The 16,433-nt window shown below is 56.4% G+C and carries 11 protein-coding genes; 4 read left to right on the top strand and 7 right to left on the bottom strand.

From position 1 onward, the window contains the following. Nucleotides 1–237, top strand: a 237-nt coding sequence (locus tag BMAGN_RS08580) for a hypothetical protein (RefSeq protein ID WP_238548780.1), incomplete at its 5' end; no start/stop codon positions are given. Beyond that, a complete protein-coding gene (gene rfbB, locus BMAGN_RS07420; protein WP_022860194.1) occupies nt 224–1,333 on the top strand; it encodes a dTDP-glucose 4,6-dehydratase in 1,110 nt (369 codons plus the stop codon). The genes BMAGN_RS08580 and rfbB, both read left to right, overlap by 14 nt. 147 nt (nt 1,334–1,480) lie before the next feature. Here the strand turns inward: rfbB and glf are convergent, their stop codons facing one another. Beyond that, the gene (gene glf / locus BMAGN_RS07415) at nt 1,481–2,701 is read right to left on the bottom strand and encodes a UDP-galactopyranose mutase (protein WP_022860193.1); all 1,221 of its coding nucleotides are present in this window, start codon (nt 2,699–2,701) and stop codon (nt 1,481–1,483) included. Nucleotides 2,702–2,899: 198 nt separating this feature from the next. On the opposite strand from glf, the gene BMAGN_RS07410 reads away from it, so the two are divergent. Then, a complete protein-coding gene (locus BMAGN_RS07410; RefSeq protein WP_022860192.1) occupies nt 2,900–3,778 on the top strand; it encodes a glycosyltransferase in 879 nt (292 codons plus the stop codon). 17 nt (nt 3,779–3,795) lie between these two features. Here the strand turns inward: BMAGN_RS07410 and BMAGN_RS07405 are convergent, their stop codons facing one another. The 3 genes from BMAGN_RS07405 to BMAGN_RS07395 all read right to left on the bottom strand — a co-directional run bounded on the left by BMAGN_RS07405 (nt 3,796) and on the right by BMAGN_RS07395 (nt 9,169). Beyond that, nucleotides 3,796–4,800 carry a glycosyltransferase gene (locus BMAGN_RS07405; protein ID WP_026502104.1) on the bottom strand — a complete coding sequence of 335 codons (1,005 nt, stop codon included), beginning with the start codon at nt 4,798–4,800 and terminating at the stop codon, nt 3,796–3,798. Between the two features lie 64 nt (nt 4,801–4,864). Continuing rightward, a complete protein-coding gene (locus BMAGN_RS07400) occupies nt 4,865–6,982 on the bottom strand; it encodes a DUF6541 family protein (RefSeq protein ID WP_022860190.1) in 2,118 nt (705 codons plus the stop codon). A gap of 81 nt (nt 6,983–7,063) precedes the next feature. Continuing rightward, complete coding sequence (locus tag BMAGN_RS07395; RefSeq protein ID WP_022860189.1) at nt 7,064–9,169, bottom strand: glycosyltransferase; 2,106 nt, start codon at nt 9,167–9,169, stop codon at nt 7,064–7,066. Between the two features lie 284 nt (nt 9,170–9,453). Here BMAGN_RS07395 and BMAGN_RS07390 point away from each other — a divergent pair, with 284 nt between their 5' ends. Continuing rightward, on the top strand, nt 9,454–12,249 hold the full coding sequence (locus BMAGN_RS07390; protein WP_022860188.1) for an LTA synthase family protein: 2,796 nt from the start codon (nt 9,454–9,456) through the stop codon (nt 12,247–12,249). A gap of 75 nt (nt 12,250–12,324) precedes the next feature. On the opposite strand, the gene BMAGN_RS07385 is transcribed toward BMAGN_RS07390, so the two are convergent. From BMAGN_RS07385 to BMAGN_RS07380, 3 genes are all read right to left on the bottom strand, one after another. Continuing rightward, entirely contained in the window at nt 12,325–13,743 is a 1,419-nt protein-coding gene (locus BMAGN_RS07385) for an MFS transporter (RefSeq protein WP_022860187.1), read from the bottom strand. Between the two features lie 607 nt (nt 13,744–14,350). Next, complete coding sequence (locus BMAGN_RS08380; RefSeq protein WP_152593293.1) at nt 14,351–14,662, bottom strand: hypothetical protein; 312 nt, start codon at nt 14,660–14,662, stop codon at nt 14,351–14,353. A gap of 292 nt (nt 14,663–14,954) precedes the next feature. Continuing rightward, complete coding sequence (locus tag BMAGN_RS07380; RefSeq protein WP_160257214.1) at nt 14,955–16,418, bottom strand: GH25 family lysozyme; 1,464 nt, start codon at nt 16,416–16,418, stop codon at nt 14,955–14,957. Between the last annotated feature and the right edge of the window lie 15 nt (nt 16,419–16,433).

Here is a 16,433-nt window from a genome sequence, read left to right as displayed (position 1 = left end):
CCCGAACGACCACGCAACGCAACCCGCCCCGAACAAACCCCTTGCAAAACCAACACTCCACCGGCGTGTCGCACACAGCAAACCCGCACCAAAAACCCAGCAAACTTGGAGAAAAACGACCAGCTTCTGCATTTTGAGACACCAACCCCGGCGTGTCGGTCTCAAAATGCAGAAGAAGAAGCCAAAGCAACCGAAATGTACGGGCTCATTTACCATCAGACATATGAGCGGCAATGAGCAAAGCAATCAGCACCATGATCATCCAGATGAATGGATCCCTCAACACGTCCTCATTACGGGAGGTGCCGGATTCATCGGAACAAATCTGGCCTACTATGTGGCCGAACACTTCCCCACCACGGCCATCACCGTGCTCGACGCACTCACATACGCGGGAAACCGCAGCAATCTCGACGCGATGCCGGCGGACCGGTTCCGTTTTATTCACGGCGACATTTGCGACGCTCCGCGCGTCGACGCGATCTGCTCACCCGAATCGGTGCATAACAGCAGTTCCGTTGCGCAGGATGGCCATTCGTTGCCGCCGATCGACGCAATCATTCATTGCGCGGCCGAGTCACACAATGACAATTCGATTATGAACGCCGCCCCATTTTTGCGCACGAATGTGGACGGCACGTATGTATTGCTGGAAGCCGCACGCAAATATGATCTGCGGTTCCATCACATGTCGACGGACGAGGTCTATGGCGATCTTCCTGTCGACAGTCCGGAAAAATTCACGGAATCGAGTCCGTACCATCCGTCAAGCCCCTACTCCGCGTCCAAAGCGGCGAGCGACCATTTGGTGCGCGCCTGGCACCGCACGTATGGAGTGCGCACAACGATTTCCAATTGCGGCAACAATTACGGGCCGTGGCAGCATGTAGAGAAGTTCATTCCGCGACAGATCACCAATATTTTGAGCGGTCGGCGCGCGAAATTGTATGGCGACGGCGAGGAAGTGCGCGATTGGATCCATGTAGAGGACCATTGCGCGGCCGTCATGCAAATCCTCACGCGTGGAACACTCGGTGAAACATATTTGGTAGGTGCCGACGGATGTCGGTCCAACATTGAGGTGCTGCACGACATTCTTACGAGCATGGGATTGCCCGAAAACGATTTTGACCATGTACGCAACCGTCCGGGAGTGGACCGCAAATATGCGCTTGACGCCTCCAAAATTGAACGCGAGCTTGGATGGCGGCCGCAGCATACCGATTTTGCTGCGGAATTGAAGAACGTGGTGCGCTGGTACGCGGACCACAGGGATTGGTGGGAGCCGGACAAAGACGCCACCGAAACCAGTTACGCGGCGCAGGGCCACTGATTATTTAATTATTGTGCACGGATTCTTTGCATCCCCACTTTTGGGATCTCCTTCTGCATTTTGAGACAGACACGCCGAGGTTCATGTCTCAAAATGCAGAAGAAGCATCAGAAAAAGAGGCGCTGAAAATTCAGCTCCTCAACGCAATCAGTGCTTGTCGCCCGAAAGGACGTCGGCGTCACGCTGTTCGGCCTTCAGCAGCGGCTCGATCTGCTCGTCGTATGCGGTCAGAGCGGTGTCGATCACGTTGTGCATGTCGTAGTACTTGTACGTGCCGAGACGTCCACCGAACACGACCTTCGGTTCCTGCGCGGCCTTTTCGGCGTACTTCGCGTACAGGGCCTTGTCCTCTTCCGTGTTGATCGGGTAGTACGGCTCGTCGTCGCGCGTTGCGAAACGGGAGTACTCTTCCCACACCACGGTCTTGTTCGGGTTCTGCTGGTCCTTGCGCTCCGGGTTGAAGTTCTTGAACTCGATGGCGCGCGTGTACGGCACGTCGGCGTCGGAGAAGTTCATGACCGGGATGCCGAAGTGGTCGCCCTCGTCGTAGCGGACTTCCTTGAAGTCCACCGTGCGCCACTTAAGGTCGCCAAGCTCGTAATCGAAGTAGCGATCCACCGGACCCGTGTACACAATCGGCACACCGGCGGCGATCAGCGCCTTCTTGTTGAACGGCTGGGACTCGTCGAAGAAGTCCGTGTTCAGCGACACGTGGATGCGCGGATCGTCGATCATGCGCTCGAACCAGGCCGTGTAGCCGTCGGCCGGCAGGCCTTCCCAAGTGTCCTTGAAGTAGCGGTTGTCGTAGTTGAAGCGCACAGGCAGGCGGTTGATGATCGACGCCGGCAGTTCGCTCGGGTCGGTCTGCCACTGCTTGGCCGTGTAGTTCTTGATGAACGCTTCATACAGCGGACGGCCGATCAGCGAGATGCCCTTGTCGTTAAGGTTCTGCGGATCCTTGCCCGCGAATTCGCCGGCCTGCTCCTCGATGAGCTTCTTAGCCTCGTCCGGCGTGTAGTGCGCGCGGAAGAACTGGTTGATCGTGCCGAGGTTGGTCGGCAGCGGGTAGACTTCGCCGTCGTGCGTGGCGTACACGCGGTGCACGTAATCCGTGAAGTTCGTGAAACGGTTCACGTAATCCCACACGCGCTTGTTGGACGTGTGGAACAAATGAGCGCCGTACTTGTGGATTTCGGCGCCCGTCTCCTCGTCGAAGTAGGAGTAGGCGTTGCCGCCGATATGGTCGCGAATATCAATGATTTCAACGCTTACACCCAAGCGTTCCACAGCTTGCTGAGCCACGGTCAGGCCAAAAAGACCGGCGCCAACAATGACGAGATCCGGGTACGATACGTTCCCCTCAGTCATTCCCTGTTCCTTTCGTTCACCGCAAGATTCATGGCCTTTGTGCCCGATTCGCGGCCGAATATGTACAATCGCGTTCCATAATACGTTCCATACCAGATTGCCGGCAGAGAACAGGCCGATTCGTCGTACGGCTCGGGCTACGATACAACCGTGACGAATTCGCAGGAACAGATTGATTTGCCGCCTTTTTCTTTATTGATGAGTGTGTACGAGGGGAACACATTTCACGAGTTCGAGCGTGCCGTCCAATCCGGCACGATTGAACAGACGCTTCCTCCCAGCCAGATTGTCATTGTGCGGGATGGTCCGGTGGGCCCCAAGATTCAAGAATTTTTGGATACGCTGGCCTCCACGATCGACGTATGGTTCTCGATTGCCGAGCCCGATACGCCCGTTCCCGAGGTCACGATTGTGCCGCTTGAAGAGAACGCCGGCCTCGCGCACGCGTTGAACAAGGGTTTGGGATACTGCAATTACGATATTGTGGCGCGCGCCGATGCAGACGACATTTCGCTTCCCGAACGTTTCGCCACGATGATGCCATATTTTGTGGGCGTTCCGGAAGGCGATCCGCGTCCCGTCACCGTATTGGGATGTGCGATTCAGGAATTTGCCGACGAAGAGGAGGAACCGGGCCAGATCCGATTGCTCCCGGCAGGTGGCGAGGAACTCGACACTTATGCGCGCCTACAGTCCCCCGTGCACCATCCGGCCGTCATCTACCGCAAGTCCGCCGTGCTGGAAGTCGGCGGATATCCGGAAGATGCGGGCCGCTTCGAGGATTATTTGTTGTGGGAACGGCTCATGATGCATAACGCGCGTTTCATGAACCTGCCGCAGCCGCTGGTCCTGTATCGTGCGGACGAGCAGGCGTATGAGCGCCGCGGCGGGTCGCAAATGTCGCGCGACGAAGTGCAGTTGCAGCGCCAGTTCCGCAAGGACGGTTTCATCACGCCCATGCAGTATTTCCGCAACGTCACGATGCGTTCCGTGTACCGCTTGGTCCCCACGAAACTGCGCGCGAAAGTGTACCGCAGCGTTGTGGCGCGGCGGAACCAAAATATTGAGGACGATTAAAAATTAGTAATTATTAATCAGCCTTCGATACGGCGTACGGCCGCGTAAACCGTCGGATTGTCGGAGAAAATCTGACGGTTCGTGGGCGGATCGGTATGCCATCCGTCGTGCCAGCCGCGACGGAAACAATCTTTGATTTGACTGCGATCGTGCGCGCGCATCATGGTCAACGACCAGCGGCGCAGGGTCTTCAATATGAATTCCCCAAGTTCGGCCGGCTGGAAAATGTCGCGCGAGAAACGCAACATCCAAATTTTATTGCGCACCTCATTGTAGAAACGTGCGCCCGGATCGGCGTCGGACGAGCCGAACACTTTCGTTTTATGCATGACCACGCTGTTCGGCACGTAATAGCCGAGTCCCGTTTTCAGCAGGGCCGTGGTGAATTCGAAATCGTCGTTCCACAGGAAATACGCGGCGCGCGGCAGGCGTGCGAGCCCAATGATGGCGCCCGCATTGATGAGGCATGAGACGAACGACATGGACCGCGCCTGGAACGTGCCGTCATCGCCGAACAGCGTCGGCTCACCTTTTTGCACGAACGTGCGCGGACGCGGCTTGTTCATGCGATGCTCCTGGCCGTTCGTCCAGAGCGCCTTTGATCCCAGCACCGTGGGCAGCATGCCGTTGGCGCGAATGGAGTCGTTGACAGCGACGAGCAGTTCCTTAAGCGCGCTTGGCAGCGGGATGGTGTCGTCGTCCATAAGCCAGACATAGTGCGCCTCGTCGGTCATATTGAGTCCGGAAGGCGTGTAATCGGCCATGATGGGCGCCACGGCTTCGGCGATACCCGCACAGAAACCGCCGGCACCGCCAACATTGCGGCGCAAACATACGACTTGAGCATGAATGGGATGATTTTTCGCCACTTGCACCGCATGGTCGGTACTGGCGTTGTCCACCACGATCACATGATCGGGGCGGCGCGTTTGCGCATACAGGCCGTCAAGGCACTCTTGGAGCAGCTGCTCACGGTTATACGACACGACTACTGCGGTAACTTGGCATTGCATGATGTCCATCATACCTGCCGGCGGTGCGCCATAAGCGTGGACGGTAACCGTTTGGCCTGTTTGGCGTACGGGTTCAGTGCACGGGACAGGCCGTGATTTCATACAAGGCGGCGCGGCCTTGCGAATCCACGAGCTTCAAAGCGCTATGCGGCACGTTATCCATGCCTTCGAACACCGCGTGCTGCGGGCTTGGCATAAACGAGCCGCCCATGTCGAGATACCAGCGCAAATGGTATTGGTCGAGGATCTGGCATACGCGCGGATCCGTTTCAATCTGGTCGAGATGGGAGGCCAGATAGGCGTGGTCTTCGTCCCATACCATCGCCAAATGCGGATAGAACAGCGACCTATCCCCTACGGCGAGCGCAAATCCGCTGCCATTCCACGGATCCGCCACGATTGTGTCTTGTGCAGGCACGTCTTTGGCGAGTCGTTTGAGCAGCAGGTATTCGTCTTGCGTGAGCATGGGCGCGTCTTGACCGTCTTGCGCGAATTGCATTGTGGTGCCCACGGATGCGGCCATGGCGTTGGCTTGCGGGCTAACGAGTACGCAGAGCACGGTCAACACACAGAACAGTGTGCGCGGTATGGCGCGAACTACGGATTTGCGCGTACGCATACGCGTGTCCCACCAGTCCGTGAACGCGATAAGTCCTATGCAGACGAGCGGTATGGCGACCATGGCCCAAGCGGAGAATGGCCGGCGCTGGTCTTTGTACCAGAGCGCCGTAATGATTTTGGCCCAGTCGGCCATCGTGGCGGCGCTGGCCACGCAGATAATGCCGAGCAATACATAGGAGCCGAGGAACAGCAGTCCCCACCTGCGCCATGGAGTACGCAACGCCACAATGCTCACTATGGCTATGGCGAGCAGCACGGCGAGGATCCAGTCGACGGGCATGTGCTGCCCGAGCGAATTGATCGGCGTTCCTGTAAGGAACCGCATGATCGCCGAACCCCAGGTATCGGTGACTTGCGCCTGTCCACCGTTGAGGTGGCTGGAAATCGGGCGCGTATTGTTCACGAGATACATGCGCGCGAATACGGCCAGTCCTGCGAGGAACACGAGCACAATCGCGAGCACCACGCATGAGAGCGTAATGCGCAGCGCACGTTTGCCATAGCGGTGGCGGATGTACTTGCCGAATTGCACGCACCAGTACAGGAATACGGGAATGACAAGCAGCAGGAACGTCATCATGACGCGGAAATGCGCAAACGAAACGGCGGCTGTGCCGAGCAGCATCCATCCGATGCCGGCCCAGCAGGCGCGCGCTCCCCTGTTCCATGTGACGGTGAACCAGCGCCATGCGGCCGCGAATAGGACGGGCATAAGCATTTGGCCCGTTCCCATGGAATAGAGCGTGCCCCAGTCGAGCAGCAGATACGGCATGCCACCGGCCACGGCCGCCAACGCGGGCGCCGCGAAATCGGTAAGCATGTGGCGTCCGCAGATGACGCGCACCAAATACAGCATCGAAATCGGATAGACGATGGCGGCGAATGCGATCCAGCACGCCATGGTGGCGGCCGGAACCGTAATCGATGGCGCGGCGAGATTGCCGAGCGCCGCGAACTGTTGGAACGCAATCGGATAGGTTTCTCGCACGGGCGACAGCGCGTGCAAGGAAGAGGCTTGGCCGTTGATCACAATATTGGCCACCACATTCGTGTGGAACACCGTATCGTAATTTTGCGTAATCTGGTCGGGGGACGGAACATGGCGGACAAGCCGTGCCACAATAAGCACGGCGGCTGTCAGCACACCGAACACGGATGGCAATACACGTGCGAACGCACCATGCGGTTCCGGCGCCGCTGGTGTGCCGCGCCTATTGCGCACTTTCTCACGCAAATATGTCAAGGCATACGTCCGTTTGTGCCGCGGGATATGGGGATTCTTCCTGCGCTCATGGGCAAGCACGGCCATGCGGATGGCCGCGATCACGACCAGCACGATGGCATAGCACACGAGGTAGGTGGCCCAATTCCATCGGATATGTAACGGATAGACCGCCGTGCCGGAGGCCGCCGCTACCACTACGGACAACAGCGGCGCCCACGCCAGCGTGCGCAACACGGGATACGCGCAGTCGCCATGCCGCTCCGGTCCGCGGACAGTGAGCATGCGCACGCCAATCGCGCCCGGAATATACAAGGCGCCGAGAATGGCGACGATAGGCCAAATCACACTATTCCAGGAAGCTAGCTGCATGCATCTCTTTCGTAACGGTTATATGGGCTGGGCTGGCGTGGGAAATTAAGGAAACAATCAGTCTTGCGGCTTGGCGGCGTCGGATTCGAAAATCTTCTGCCACACGTCAATACCACCCAAATTGTAGGCGCGGTACTGTGCGGAAAGCTGCTCCCAACGCTTCATCAGCGTTTTGGACATGCGCAGGCCCAGCTTGATTTCCTTGCGGAACAGCGCGGAATCGCGGCGGCACCATGCCACCGAACTGCCGTTCGGGGACGTGACGAGCGCGGAATTCACGCCCTTGAACGAACGCCAAATGGCGTCCTTCGCGGGAATCGCAATATCCGGGCGCACGTCGCGCGTACCGTTGCCGCGGCTCGTGAGCGCCTGCACAATGGCACGCAAGCCTTCCTTCTTGATCGTGCGCGGATCCTGCGGCGTGGCGTCGGCCACGAATTCGGCCTTCGGCTCCGGGAAATCGCTGAGCGACGGCTTGTCCTCGGTATCCGCGAAACCGGCGCGCGCGGCACGTACTTCGGCCATCTTGCCAGGCATCGAAGCGGCGATATATTCGGGGCCGCGCATAATGTCGCGCAATCCCATGTGGCGCAGCTTGAGTGCGGAATATACGAACTTCAATCCCACGTTCACATCGCCGTACAGCATTTCGTAAGCGAAGCGCGGGCTCGGCTTCGGGCAGTGCAGCAATCCGCAAATCCAGCGGTTGCGCTGGAAGAAGTACTCTTCCCACGTGCGGGCCGGATCCTTGTCGTGCCACGCCTGGTGCCAGACGGCCACGCCCGGCAGGCACACGGTATGGTAGCCGTGCTCCAGCGCGCGCAACGCGTACTCCGTATCGTCAAACTTGATGAACACGGGCAACGACAAACCGATTTCCTTCATGATCACGGTCGGGATCAGACACATCCACCAACCGTTGAAATCGGAATCGATACGCTGGTGCAGCTTGGGCGAATCACGCAGCGGGAACGCCGCGAAATCGTGATTGTACGGCAGGCCGCCGCTCGGCTTCGTCCACACACTCTTGCGGTCGAAACGCTCGCCTTCCGTATACAGCACCGTGCGGTTGTCCAAATGCAGCATGCCGCCGCCCACAATCGTGGGATTCGAGCAGTAGTCCGCGAACTGCACGGCGCGCACAATCGCCTCGGGTTCGGAAATCGCGTCGTCGTCGAGCAGCAGCGTGTAAGTGCTGGTGCCAGCCTTCAACGTTTCATACATGCCGCGCGAGAAGCCGCCCGAACCACCAAAATTGGCCTGGCGAATATAGGTCAGCTGCTTGCCCAGCTCCGCGGCGGTCTCGTCAAAGCCCGGCTGGTTCTTGACCAGATCGGTGCCTTGGTCCGTCACATAAATCGTGTCGAGACGCTCGCGCACGCTTTGTTCCGCCGCAATCGTCTTCAACTGGCGATGACAGTAGCTCGGACGGTTGAACGTGGTGATCGCGATGGACAGCGTGGTTTGCTCGTCGGGGTTCTGCGTAGTCTTGTCGGCGCGTGGCACCGACCAGCCCGCGTCGCTAATAATAAGGTCATGATGCTGGTCGGCCTTCGCGTCGAACCAGAAGTAGCCGCCGTCGATCAGGCCGTGCATGTCGAGTTCGGCGCTCACCTGCGTGGGTTCGTCAGGGCTGTTCACGGCGATCGTGGCGGCCGGGGAAAACAGGCCGCGGCCCGTGGAACGCACCACGATCAGCTCGCCAACGCCCTGAACCGTGGCCGTGAACCGTACGGCGGACACCTTCGTCCAACGCTTCCAATAGCTCGCGGGGAACGCGTTGAAGAACGTGCATAGCGAAACGTGCTTGCCTTCGCGAACGGTAAGCGAACGGCGCGAGTTCACCGTGAAAATGTCCGCGGAAGACGTGTTGGAGTGGGTGTTGAGCCCCTCGTTGATCAAGTGGTGGAAAGAGCTTTTGTTCAGCGCGTTGAAATCGATGCGCTGCATATCCACGCGCGGATCCTGCACCGCGTCCGTCAGGCGCGGACGCGTCCATTCAATCGCGTACAGCGGCATGATAAGGTCCTGGTCCTGGACGGGGAACACCACACGGTTGACCATCTCCCATGACGGGTCCGTGGACGGGGACGGCGTGGAACGCTTGGATTGTTGCGCTTTCGGCTTGCGTTTCGCCGAAGTTTGAGAAGCTCTTGTAGACATAAGGCACAGTATAGTTCCGCGCTTGCACGGAACCGGGAACCTAAGCGACACCACGCATTCAAGGCGCCTCACAGCGGCTTTGCGGCGGCCGCCGGGTCGCAATGGATGGCTGGATTACAATTATTTACAGCTACGACTTTGCTCACCGCAAATTCATTACGCTTACACAGCGTCGCAATTATGAGCAATACGGTAACGTTACGTTCTAGCGAACCGTGCAACCGTAACAAGAGAATTGTTCCTTGTGGCACGGTCCACCAGTCAATAGAAAGAAGTGAGTGCTCATGGCAGCTAACAATCGCGATGAAGAAGCGATCGATAAGACTATCGCCACCAATGATGACGCTACGCTTCTCGCTGAGGAAAGCGGCATCCACGATACCGAAAATCTGGAAGCACAGCTCAACCCCGAGAACCGCACGCCAGACAATCTCGATATTCACCGCGGCGAGCTCGCCGAGGATTTCGTAGGCGAATCCGAAGAAGAGACGCAGAATATTGAAAACGAGAAGACGCTGGCCGGCGAACAGCCGGAAGATGTCGCCGTGGACAAGGCGGCGCTGCGTTCCGACGACTCCGCTACCGTTCCGGAAAACGACAAGCCGTTTGTCGGCGGTGTAAAGACCACCATCTCGGGCCGCGGTGAAGGCACGATCTGGCCGTTCACGGAAAGCGACGATCCGAACAAGGCCACCGAAAAGGTGGAAGGATCCTCCAGCAACAACCAGCCGTACAGCCCGGCCGATGAAGGAGCACAACGCCCTTTTGATCATGCGGCTACTGAACCCGCAGCAGAACCAGTAGCCGCCCAAACCAATTCCGCTGAGCAGTCTTCTGCAGTGTCTTCAGCCGCCACTTCCAAGGATGCTCAGGAATCTGAGCGGGCCGCTGAAGACCATGCAGGCGACGCAACTACCGGTGACGGAAAAAAAGCCAGGAACACCAAGAAAAACAAGAAGCAACCCGGAAAAATTCGTACCGCATATCACAAATACCAGCAGACGAAGTTCTATAAAATCTGGGACAAACGCATCAAATTCTCGTATGCGTTCTATGCGTTGACATTCTTGTTCCTATGCTGGTGGACCGACCTTTTCCAGATTTGGAGCGTCAATAAAGACACCCAATACGATCCTCTAGCTCACATCGGCCTGATTACGCAAATCTGGAACGCATGTTGGAGAAATGCGGCAGGCACCGCGTTCATTCTCAATTTCATTGCGCTCGCCCTTATTTATGCGGCATGTGTCACGATTATCAACCGTTTCTGGGTGGCCACGGCGGCGTTCACCACATTGGTGTCCGTATTTGCTGTCGCCAACAAGATCAAAATTACGTTGCGCAACGAAACGATTATTCCTTCGGATCTCACCTTTATTTCCGGAGGCGCCGGCGAAAGTATCGTTTCCTTTATCCCGCCGGACATGCATGCGTTGGTATACGTGTCTATTAAACGCATTGTCGCTTTTATTATTCTGTGCATTCTTCTGCAATTTATTGATAAGCGCCGCGCATTTATTTACTGCTCGTGGAAGCACCCGCTGCGCAATGCCAAAAATATTGCGGGTACGTTGGGACGCATTCTTGCAGCCGTTCTTTCCGTGTGCCTGCTGATCACTTATTCTGTCAACCTTTCCGAACCAAAGTCGGCCGTCAGGAATTTCGCGAACAATCTTGGCTATTCCCCGGCTCTATGGAACACCTCCATTGACGCACAGCAATCCGGCTCACTGACCACGTTCCTGTCTCTCACCAAAGTGAAAGCCATGAACGAGCCCAAGGACTATTCACGCAAGGCCATGCAGGCGATTGCGGATAAATATGCCAAAGAAGCTGACATTGTCAATGCGCAGCGGGCCCAGAGTCTCACCAACAGCACGGTTATTTTCGTGTTGTCTGAATCGTTCTCGGATCCGACTCGAGTGCCCGGTGTCTCTTTCACCTCCGACCCGATCCCGTTCGTGCGTTCGCTCAGCGAGTCCCCACAGGCCTCTACGGGCCTTATGATTTCGCCGAGCTACGGCGGCGGTACGGCCAACATCGAATATCAACAGCTGACGGGCATGAGCATGGCGAATTTCAATGATTCACTGCTCTCCCCATACCAGCAGCTCATTCCTAACCGCTCCAACGTCTTTACGTTCAACCAGATGTGGAATGAAGCTTGTGGCGGCTCCGAGCCCGAACAGTGCTCCATCGCCTACCATCCGTATTTCAAGAATTTGTATATGCGCGCTTTCAACTATGTGAAGTTCAAGTTCTCGAACTTCCGCACGCTGGACTCCGTAAAGGACCCGCTAGTTGATCAGCGCACGAATCCGAATTCCGGTTTGGTACAGGATGAGCAGTCGTACCAGGACGTGATTGACGGGCTGAACTCTTCAGCCGAGCAGTCCAGGAACATGTTCGTCCAGCTCATTACGATGCAGAACCATTTGCCGTACAACGACTGGTATGCGGGCAACCAGTTCAAGGACGCTGGCGACACCTCCGAAAATCTCACGGATGCGGAACGTCGTGACATAGAAACCTATGCCAAGGGCGCCTACATTACCGACGAAGCGACGCAGCAGTTCCTGAACGAGCTCAACCAAATGGACCGCCCCATCAGCGTGGTGTTCTATGGAGACCATTTGCCGGGAATCTATCCCACGGCCATGGCCAATCCAGACAACAATGTGGGACTGCATGAGACGAACTATTTCATCTGGTCGAACCAGGCGTCCCGTGATGTCAACAAGTTGCCCGAATCGAACAGCGGCTATTCGTCCGCGAACTTCTTCATGGCTCAGGCCGCCGAACAGCTTAACGCCAAGGTCTCCCCGTTCTTGACGTTGCTGTCCCAGCTGCACGCCGAAGTTCCGGCCATGGCCCGATTCGGCAATTCATTGGGAAGCGGTTGGACGGCGAACAGCTCCACCACGATTGTGGATGCGCACGGCAATGTGATTCCCGAATCCTCACTGTCCGACCACGCCAAGCAGTTGCTCGAGGACTACAAGCTCGTCCAATACGACATGGCCGTGGGCAAGAATTATTTGGGAGACATGAAGTTCACGTCACTCAATTACAACAAGTAATCGGGCGCCGAGCTGAAGACGATGAATAATGGTGGGTTACGAAATTCGCAGCCCACCATTTTTTATCTGTTTATTTCACTTCAATTCATGCTGACGCCCAAGGTGAAGCACAAGCCCCAGCGACAGCACCAAAGCGACCACGGCTATGCCCAGATCGATAAACAGCGTATGCGAGAATCCCTGGGCATAGGCGTCGGCCTTGGATACGCCTTGGCTCATGAGCCGCACCGAATCCGAAGACATAAGGCCCACGAACAGTGCGGAAGCGACCGAGGTGACGACCTGCGCAAGCGTGGAATGGATCGACGAGGCACTGGAGCTCATGGTTTCGGGCACGAGTTCCAAGTCGCGCGACTTCATAGGCGCATACACAAAACCGATACCGAAGTATGTCAAGCCGCAGCAGATTACGAAGAACACCACGCTGCGCGCAGGAGACGCGAACGCCATACCCGTAAGACCGATCACCACGCATGCGATACCGCTGGGCACCAAAGGCCAAATGCCATGGGCGTCTTCAATACGGCCGCCAATATAGGTGGAACCCGCATAAAGCAGAATAGGCACCACAAGCCAGCAGCCCGCCACGAATGGCGTAAATCCGGCCGTTCCTTCCAAATAGAGCGGCGCCAGCAGGCTCATATACAGCGAACTCATGAAGCAAAGCATCGCCACGGCTTCACCCCAGTTGAATTCAAGATAGCGGAACGGTTTGAGGTCGAGCAACGGATGGGCAATATGATTTTGGCGGTACAGGAAACCCGCCAATATCACAGCGCCCAATCCCATGCCAATAACGCCATGCCACAGGTTCTTGGTGATGTCGTTCAGTCCGTACATGAAGGCGAACAGACCAATAAATCCCAAAATCACGCTGATCATGTCAACAGGACGGTTCTCACGCGCTTCAACATCGAACAGCGTGAACGGACCGGCAATAATCAACGCAACGGAAAGCAAGAGCGGGACCACGAACATCCATCGCAATCCCAAATACGTCAGCAATACGCCGGAAATTACGGGAGAAAACGCGAGTCCCGCACCAATTACGGCGCTATTGAGCGAAATAAGCGTGGCTTTCTTGCCCGCGGGCGCCACGAGTAGCAAAGCCGCGGAAATAACGGGGAAAAACAGGCCGGAAGTGATGGCCTGCAGGAAACGTGCGGCGAGCATCGAACCGAAATTCCAGGACAGCAGACCCAATAACGATCCGCACGCCGAGAAAATAAGGCCGCCCATAATAATGCGGCGCAATCCGAAATGGGCCAGCAGCGCGGCTGCGGCCATGATCACGGTACCTGCGATAATCGAGAATCCGAGTACCGTCCAGTTGGCCATGGCCAGTTCCACATGGAAATGGGTGGCCGTGGCGTCAAGCGCGACATTCATCATGGACTGGTCAATGGAAGCCAGCACATTGCTGGCCAACAGCACCACAATCAGTGCGGTGGTCGAGCGGCTGCTATGGTGTTGCGGAAGTTGCGCTGTTGCCATGAATTGAACCTTCCCGATCCGCCGACGAATACGATCTCTCCGTATCGTATCGCCGGCCTGGCGGCGCACCCCCATAAATACGCAATGGGCTGCATGCGGCAGCCCATTGCGTACTCGGTCACTGATCGATTGGCTTTGGTTGGATCATTCCTTTCGCGTCACTTCGCAATATGCGTATCAAGCCGGTGCAGGAACGCGGCCATGTCCTGGCGCACCACCGAACTCATGCCACGGTAGGTACCGTCCGGGAAGCTTGGGTAATGCCTGATCCTTCAGCCAAGCGATATCGGTGACATGCGGGGTGAAAGAGCGCACATCTTCCGGAAGCTTGGTGGGACTATTCACAAATGTCACATGGTATCTACCCCTAGGAGCACTAAGTTCTGCCGATGCAATCAAATACCAAACGGTGCTAGGACTATCTTCAGCATTCACCCACAAATAAGTGCAATCTTGATCGGATTCGCGAGATCCCAAAACCGCACCTCCCATAGCACTCCCGAAACGGACATGCTTGAGAAAAGTCTCGTCTCCGTTAAGATAAACCTCACCATCAAGTGCGCCGGTTTTCAGTTAATAACCAATTTTTCAAACTGGACGTGGATGTTTAAGAATTGTAGATGGCTTCGAGACCTAGATAACCAATCCACGTTAAATAGAATGAATCTGAATGGTCATCCGCTTCAGAGAACTCAGTTTGGATCAATGGCGCGTCATGACCCGATTCGCCATCATTGCTTACCGTCAAATAACCATAATGGCCTGGTTCCAATCTGGCTTGATACGTCTGAATGGTCAGGCCATAATTGGGATTTTTCTCTACTCTGTAGTCTTCCCCGCCTAAGTATCCATTTGGCTTGTAATACCCGCTATAGGTTTCTCCAAGGCGAATGGTGCCCAGATCCTTGGGCGGCTGCAAATGGCATTTCCCATCGGTGGAATAGTCCGTATCGCACCACAGAAACGGTCATACCCCTTTTGCGCAACGCGGCATACTTTCTTGCCATAATTATCACTTTCCCCCCCCCTTTTCGGCCCTCCCTCTGGGCCCAAGAACGACAGTAACGTTCACTGTCAGAATAATTATTGGCAAATCCCCACATCCGCCACAAGATTGTCCCGCATAACGAATGGGCGGCCACTCCGTATCTGGACATAAAAAACGGGCCGTGAGACACCATCTCACAGCCCGCCACTACGAACGCAATCGACTATTTCATCACGTTATATGTCGAGTGCAGGAACGTCGCCATATCCTGACGGATCACCACATTGCCCGGACGGAACTCCGTGCGGCCGTTGACATTCCAGCCTTGCGTAATGCCCTTGGACGCGCACCACCAGATTTCCTTGGCGTGCGGCGTGGAGTCGTTGACATCCACGAACTTCGCCTTGTCCGCGGCGGATGGCGTATATGCCGGGGAACCCGCCGTCCTATACAAGAACGCCGCCATATCCTGACGTAGCACTCCCGTGCTCGGACGGAATTCCTTAGTACCGTTCGGCATGGCCCAACCGTTGCTGATACCCGTACGAGACAGCCACTCGATATCCGCATAGTGCGGAGTCGCGCTGTTCACATCACTGAAGTTCAACGCGGCCTTCAAATTGAACGACTTGTTCGCCGTGCTCACGAGCCTGCGCAGGAACGCGGCCATATCCTGACGCTGCACCACGTCGCCTCCGCGGTACGTATTGTCCGTGTAGCCCGTGGTAATGCCCGTCTGCTTGAGCCATTTGACATCCGCATAGTGCGGAGTGGAACGCGAGTTCGTGTCCTTGAATAGATACTCGTCGAATCCGCTCATGTCCACGTTGCCGTTAATGCCGTTGACACGTTCCGTAGATGTGTACTGCCAACCTTGGCCGCCCGAATATCCGGGGAACGTGTAGATGGTGGTCGGATTATATTCGGCGATCCACGAGATCCTAGAGCGCATGGCTGCCGTGTTCAGAGCCGTGTTCGCATAGTCGCGGTACGTATAAATACTTACGTTGGTATATCCGCGGTTCCTCATTTGGTTCATGAACGTGTTGACGATGGGCGTATATTGCGCCGGCGTGCTCGGGCAGGTATAGCCCGTCCAACTCCATTTTTCCAGATCGTAGAAAATTGGCAGCGTCATATTGCCCAGACCATACTGGTTGGCCATATCCGCCACGAAATTCGCCTCGTTTAGGGCAAAGTTCGCGTCATATGCGTAGCTGTAAAGATAGATGCCCACATGCAGTCCCGCCTGCGTGGCCCCGCGCAAGTTCTGCGCAAAATATTTGTCCACATTGCCATAGCCGTAGCCCACACGAATAATCGCGGCGTCCACGCCGCTCGCCTTGACCTGGGACCAGTTGATGCTGCCCTGATGTTCGGAGACATCGATGACTTTCATGGCCGGGTTCGCGAACGCTGTGCGCTCGCCGTCGAAGAACGCCTTCGATCCGTCAGAATTCGTGGTCCAATATGGCCAAGTTGTTGCGGAATACAGTTGGATTCCCGAATCGTTCGGTTGCGTCTCTCCCGCTTCTTCCTGTGCCCCCTGCGTCCACATGTGCTGCGGATTGGGAGGTGTCGCATCATCCGCCATCGCCGTGGCCGGCATCCACCCCAGTGTGAGCGCCGAGACCAACAATACGGACAACAGGCACCATATGCCTCGTAAACGGCGTACTTGTCCCATGAGGTTCCTCTCTTT

The organism is Bifidobacterium magnum, from assembly GCF_000741255.1.
In the GTDB taxonomy this organism is placed as follows: Bacteria; Actinomycetota; Actinomycetes; order Actinomycetales; family Bifidobacteriaceae; genus Bifidobacterium; species Bifidobacterium magnum.
Note: the sequence above shows the minus strand (reverse complement) of the source record. Positions and strands in the feature narration are given on the sequence as shown.

Bases quoted from the DNA above. Each gene is read 5' to 3' on its own strand.
- rfbB (WP_022860194.1), top strand. From the start codon at position 224: ATGAGCGGCAATGAGCAAAGCAATCAGCACCATGATCATCCAGATGAA.
- glf (WP_022860193.1), bottom strand. From the start codon at position 2,701: ATGACTGAGGGGAACGTATCGTACCCGGATCTCGTCATTGTTGGCGCC.
- BMAGN_RS07410 (WP_022860192.1), top strand. From the start codon at position 2,900: ATGAGTGTGTACGAGGGGAACACATTTCACGAGTTCGAGCGTGCCGTC.
- BMAGN_RS07405 (WP_026502104.1), bottom strand. From the start codon at position 4,800: ATGGACATCATGCAATGCCAAGTTACCGCAGTAGTCGTGTCGTATAAC.
- BMAGN_RS07395 (WP_022860189.1), bottom strand. From the start codon at position 9,169: ATGTCTACAAGAGCTTCTCAAACTTCGGCGAAACGCAAGCCGAAAGCG.
- BMAGN_RS07390 (WP_022860188.1), top strand. From the start codon at position 9,454: ATGGCAGCTAACAATCGCGATGAAGAAGCGATCGATAAGACTATCGCC.
- BMAGN_RS07385 (WP_022860187.1), bottom strand. From the start codon at position 13,743: ATGGCAACAGCGCAACTTCCGCAACACCATAGCAGCCGCTCGACCACC.
- BMAGN_RS07380 (WP_160257214.1), bottom strand. From the start codon at position 16,418: ATGGGACAAGTACGCCGTTTACGAGGCATATGGTGCCTGTTGTCCGTA.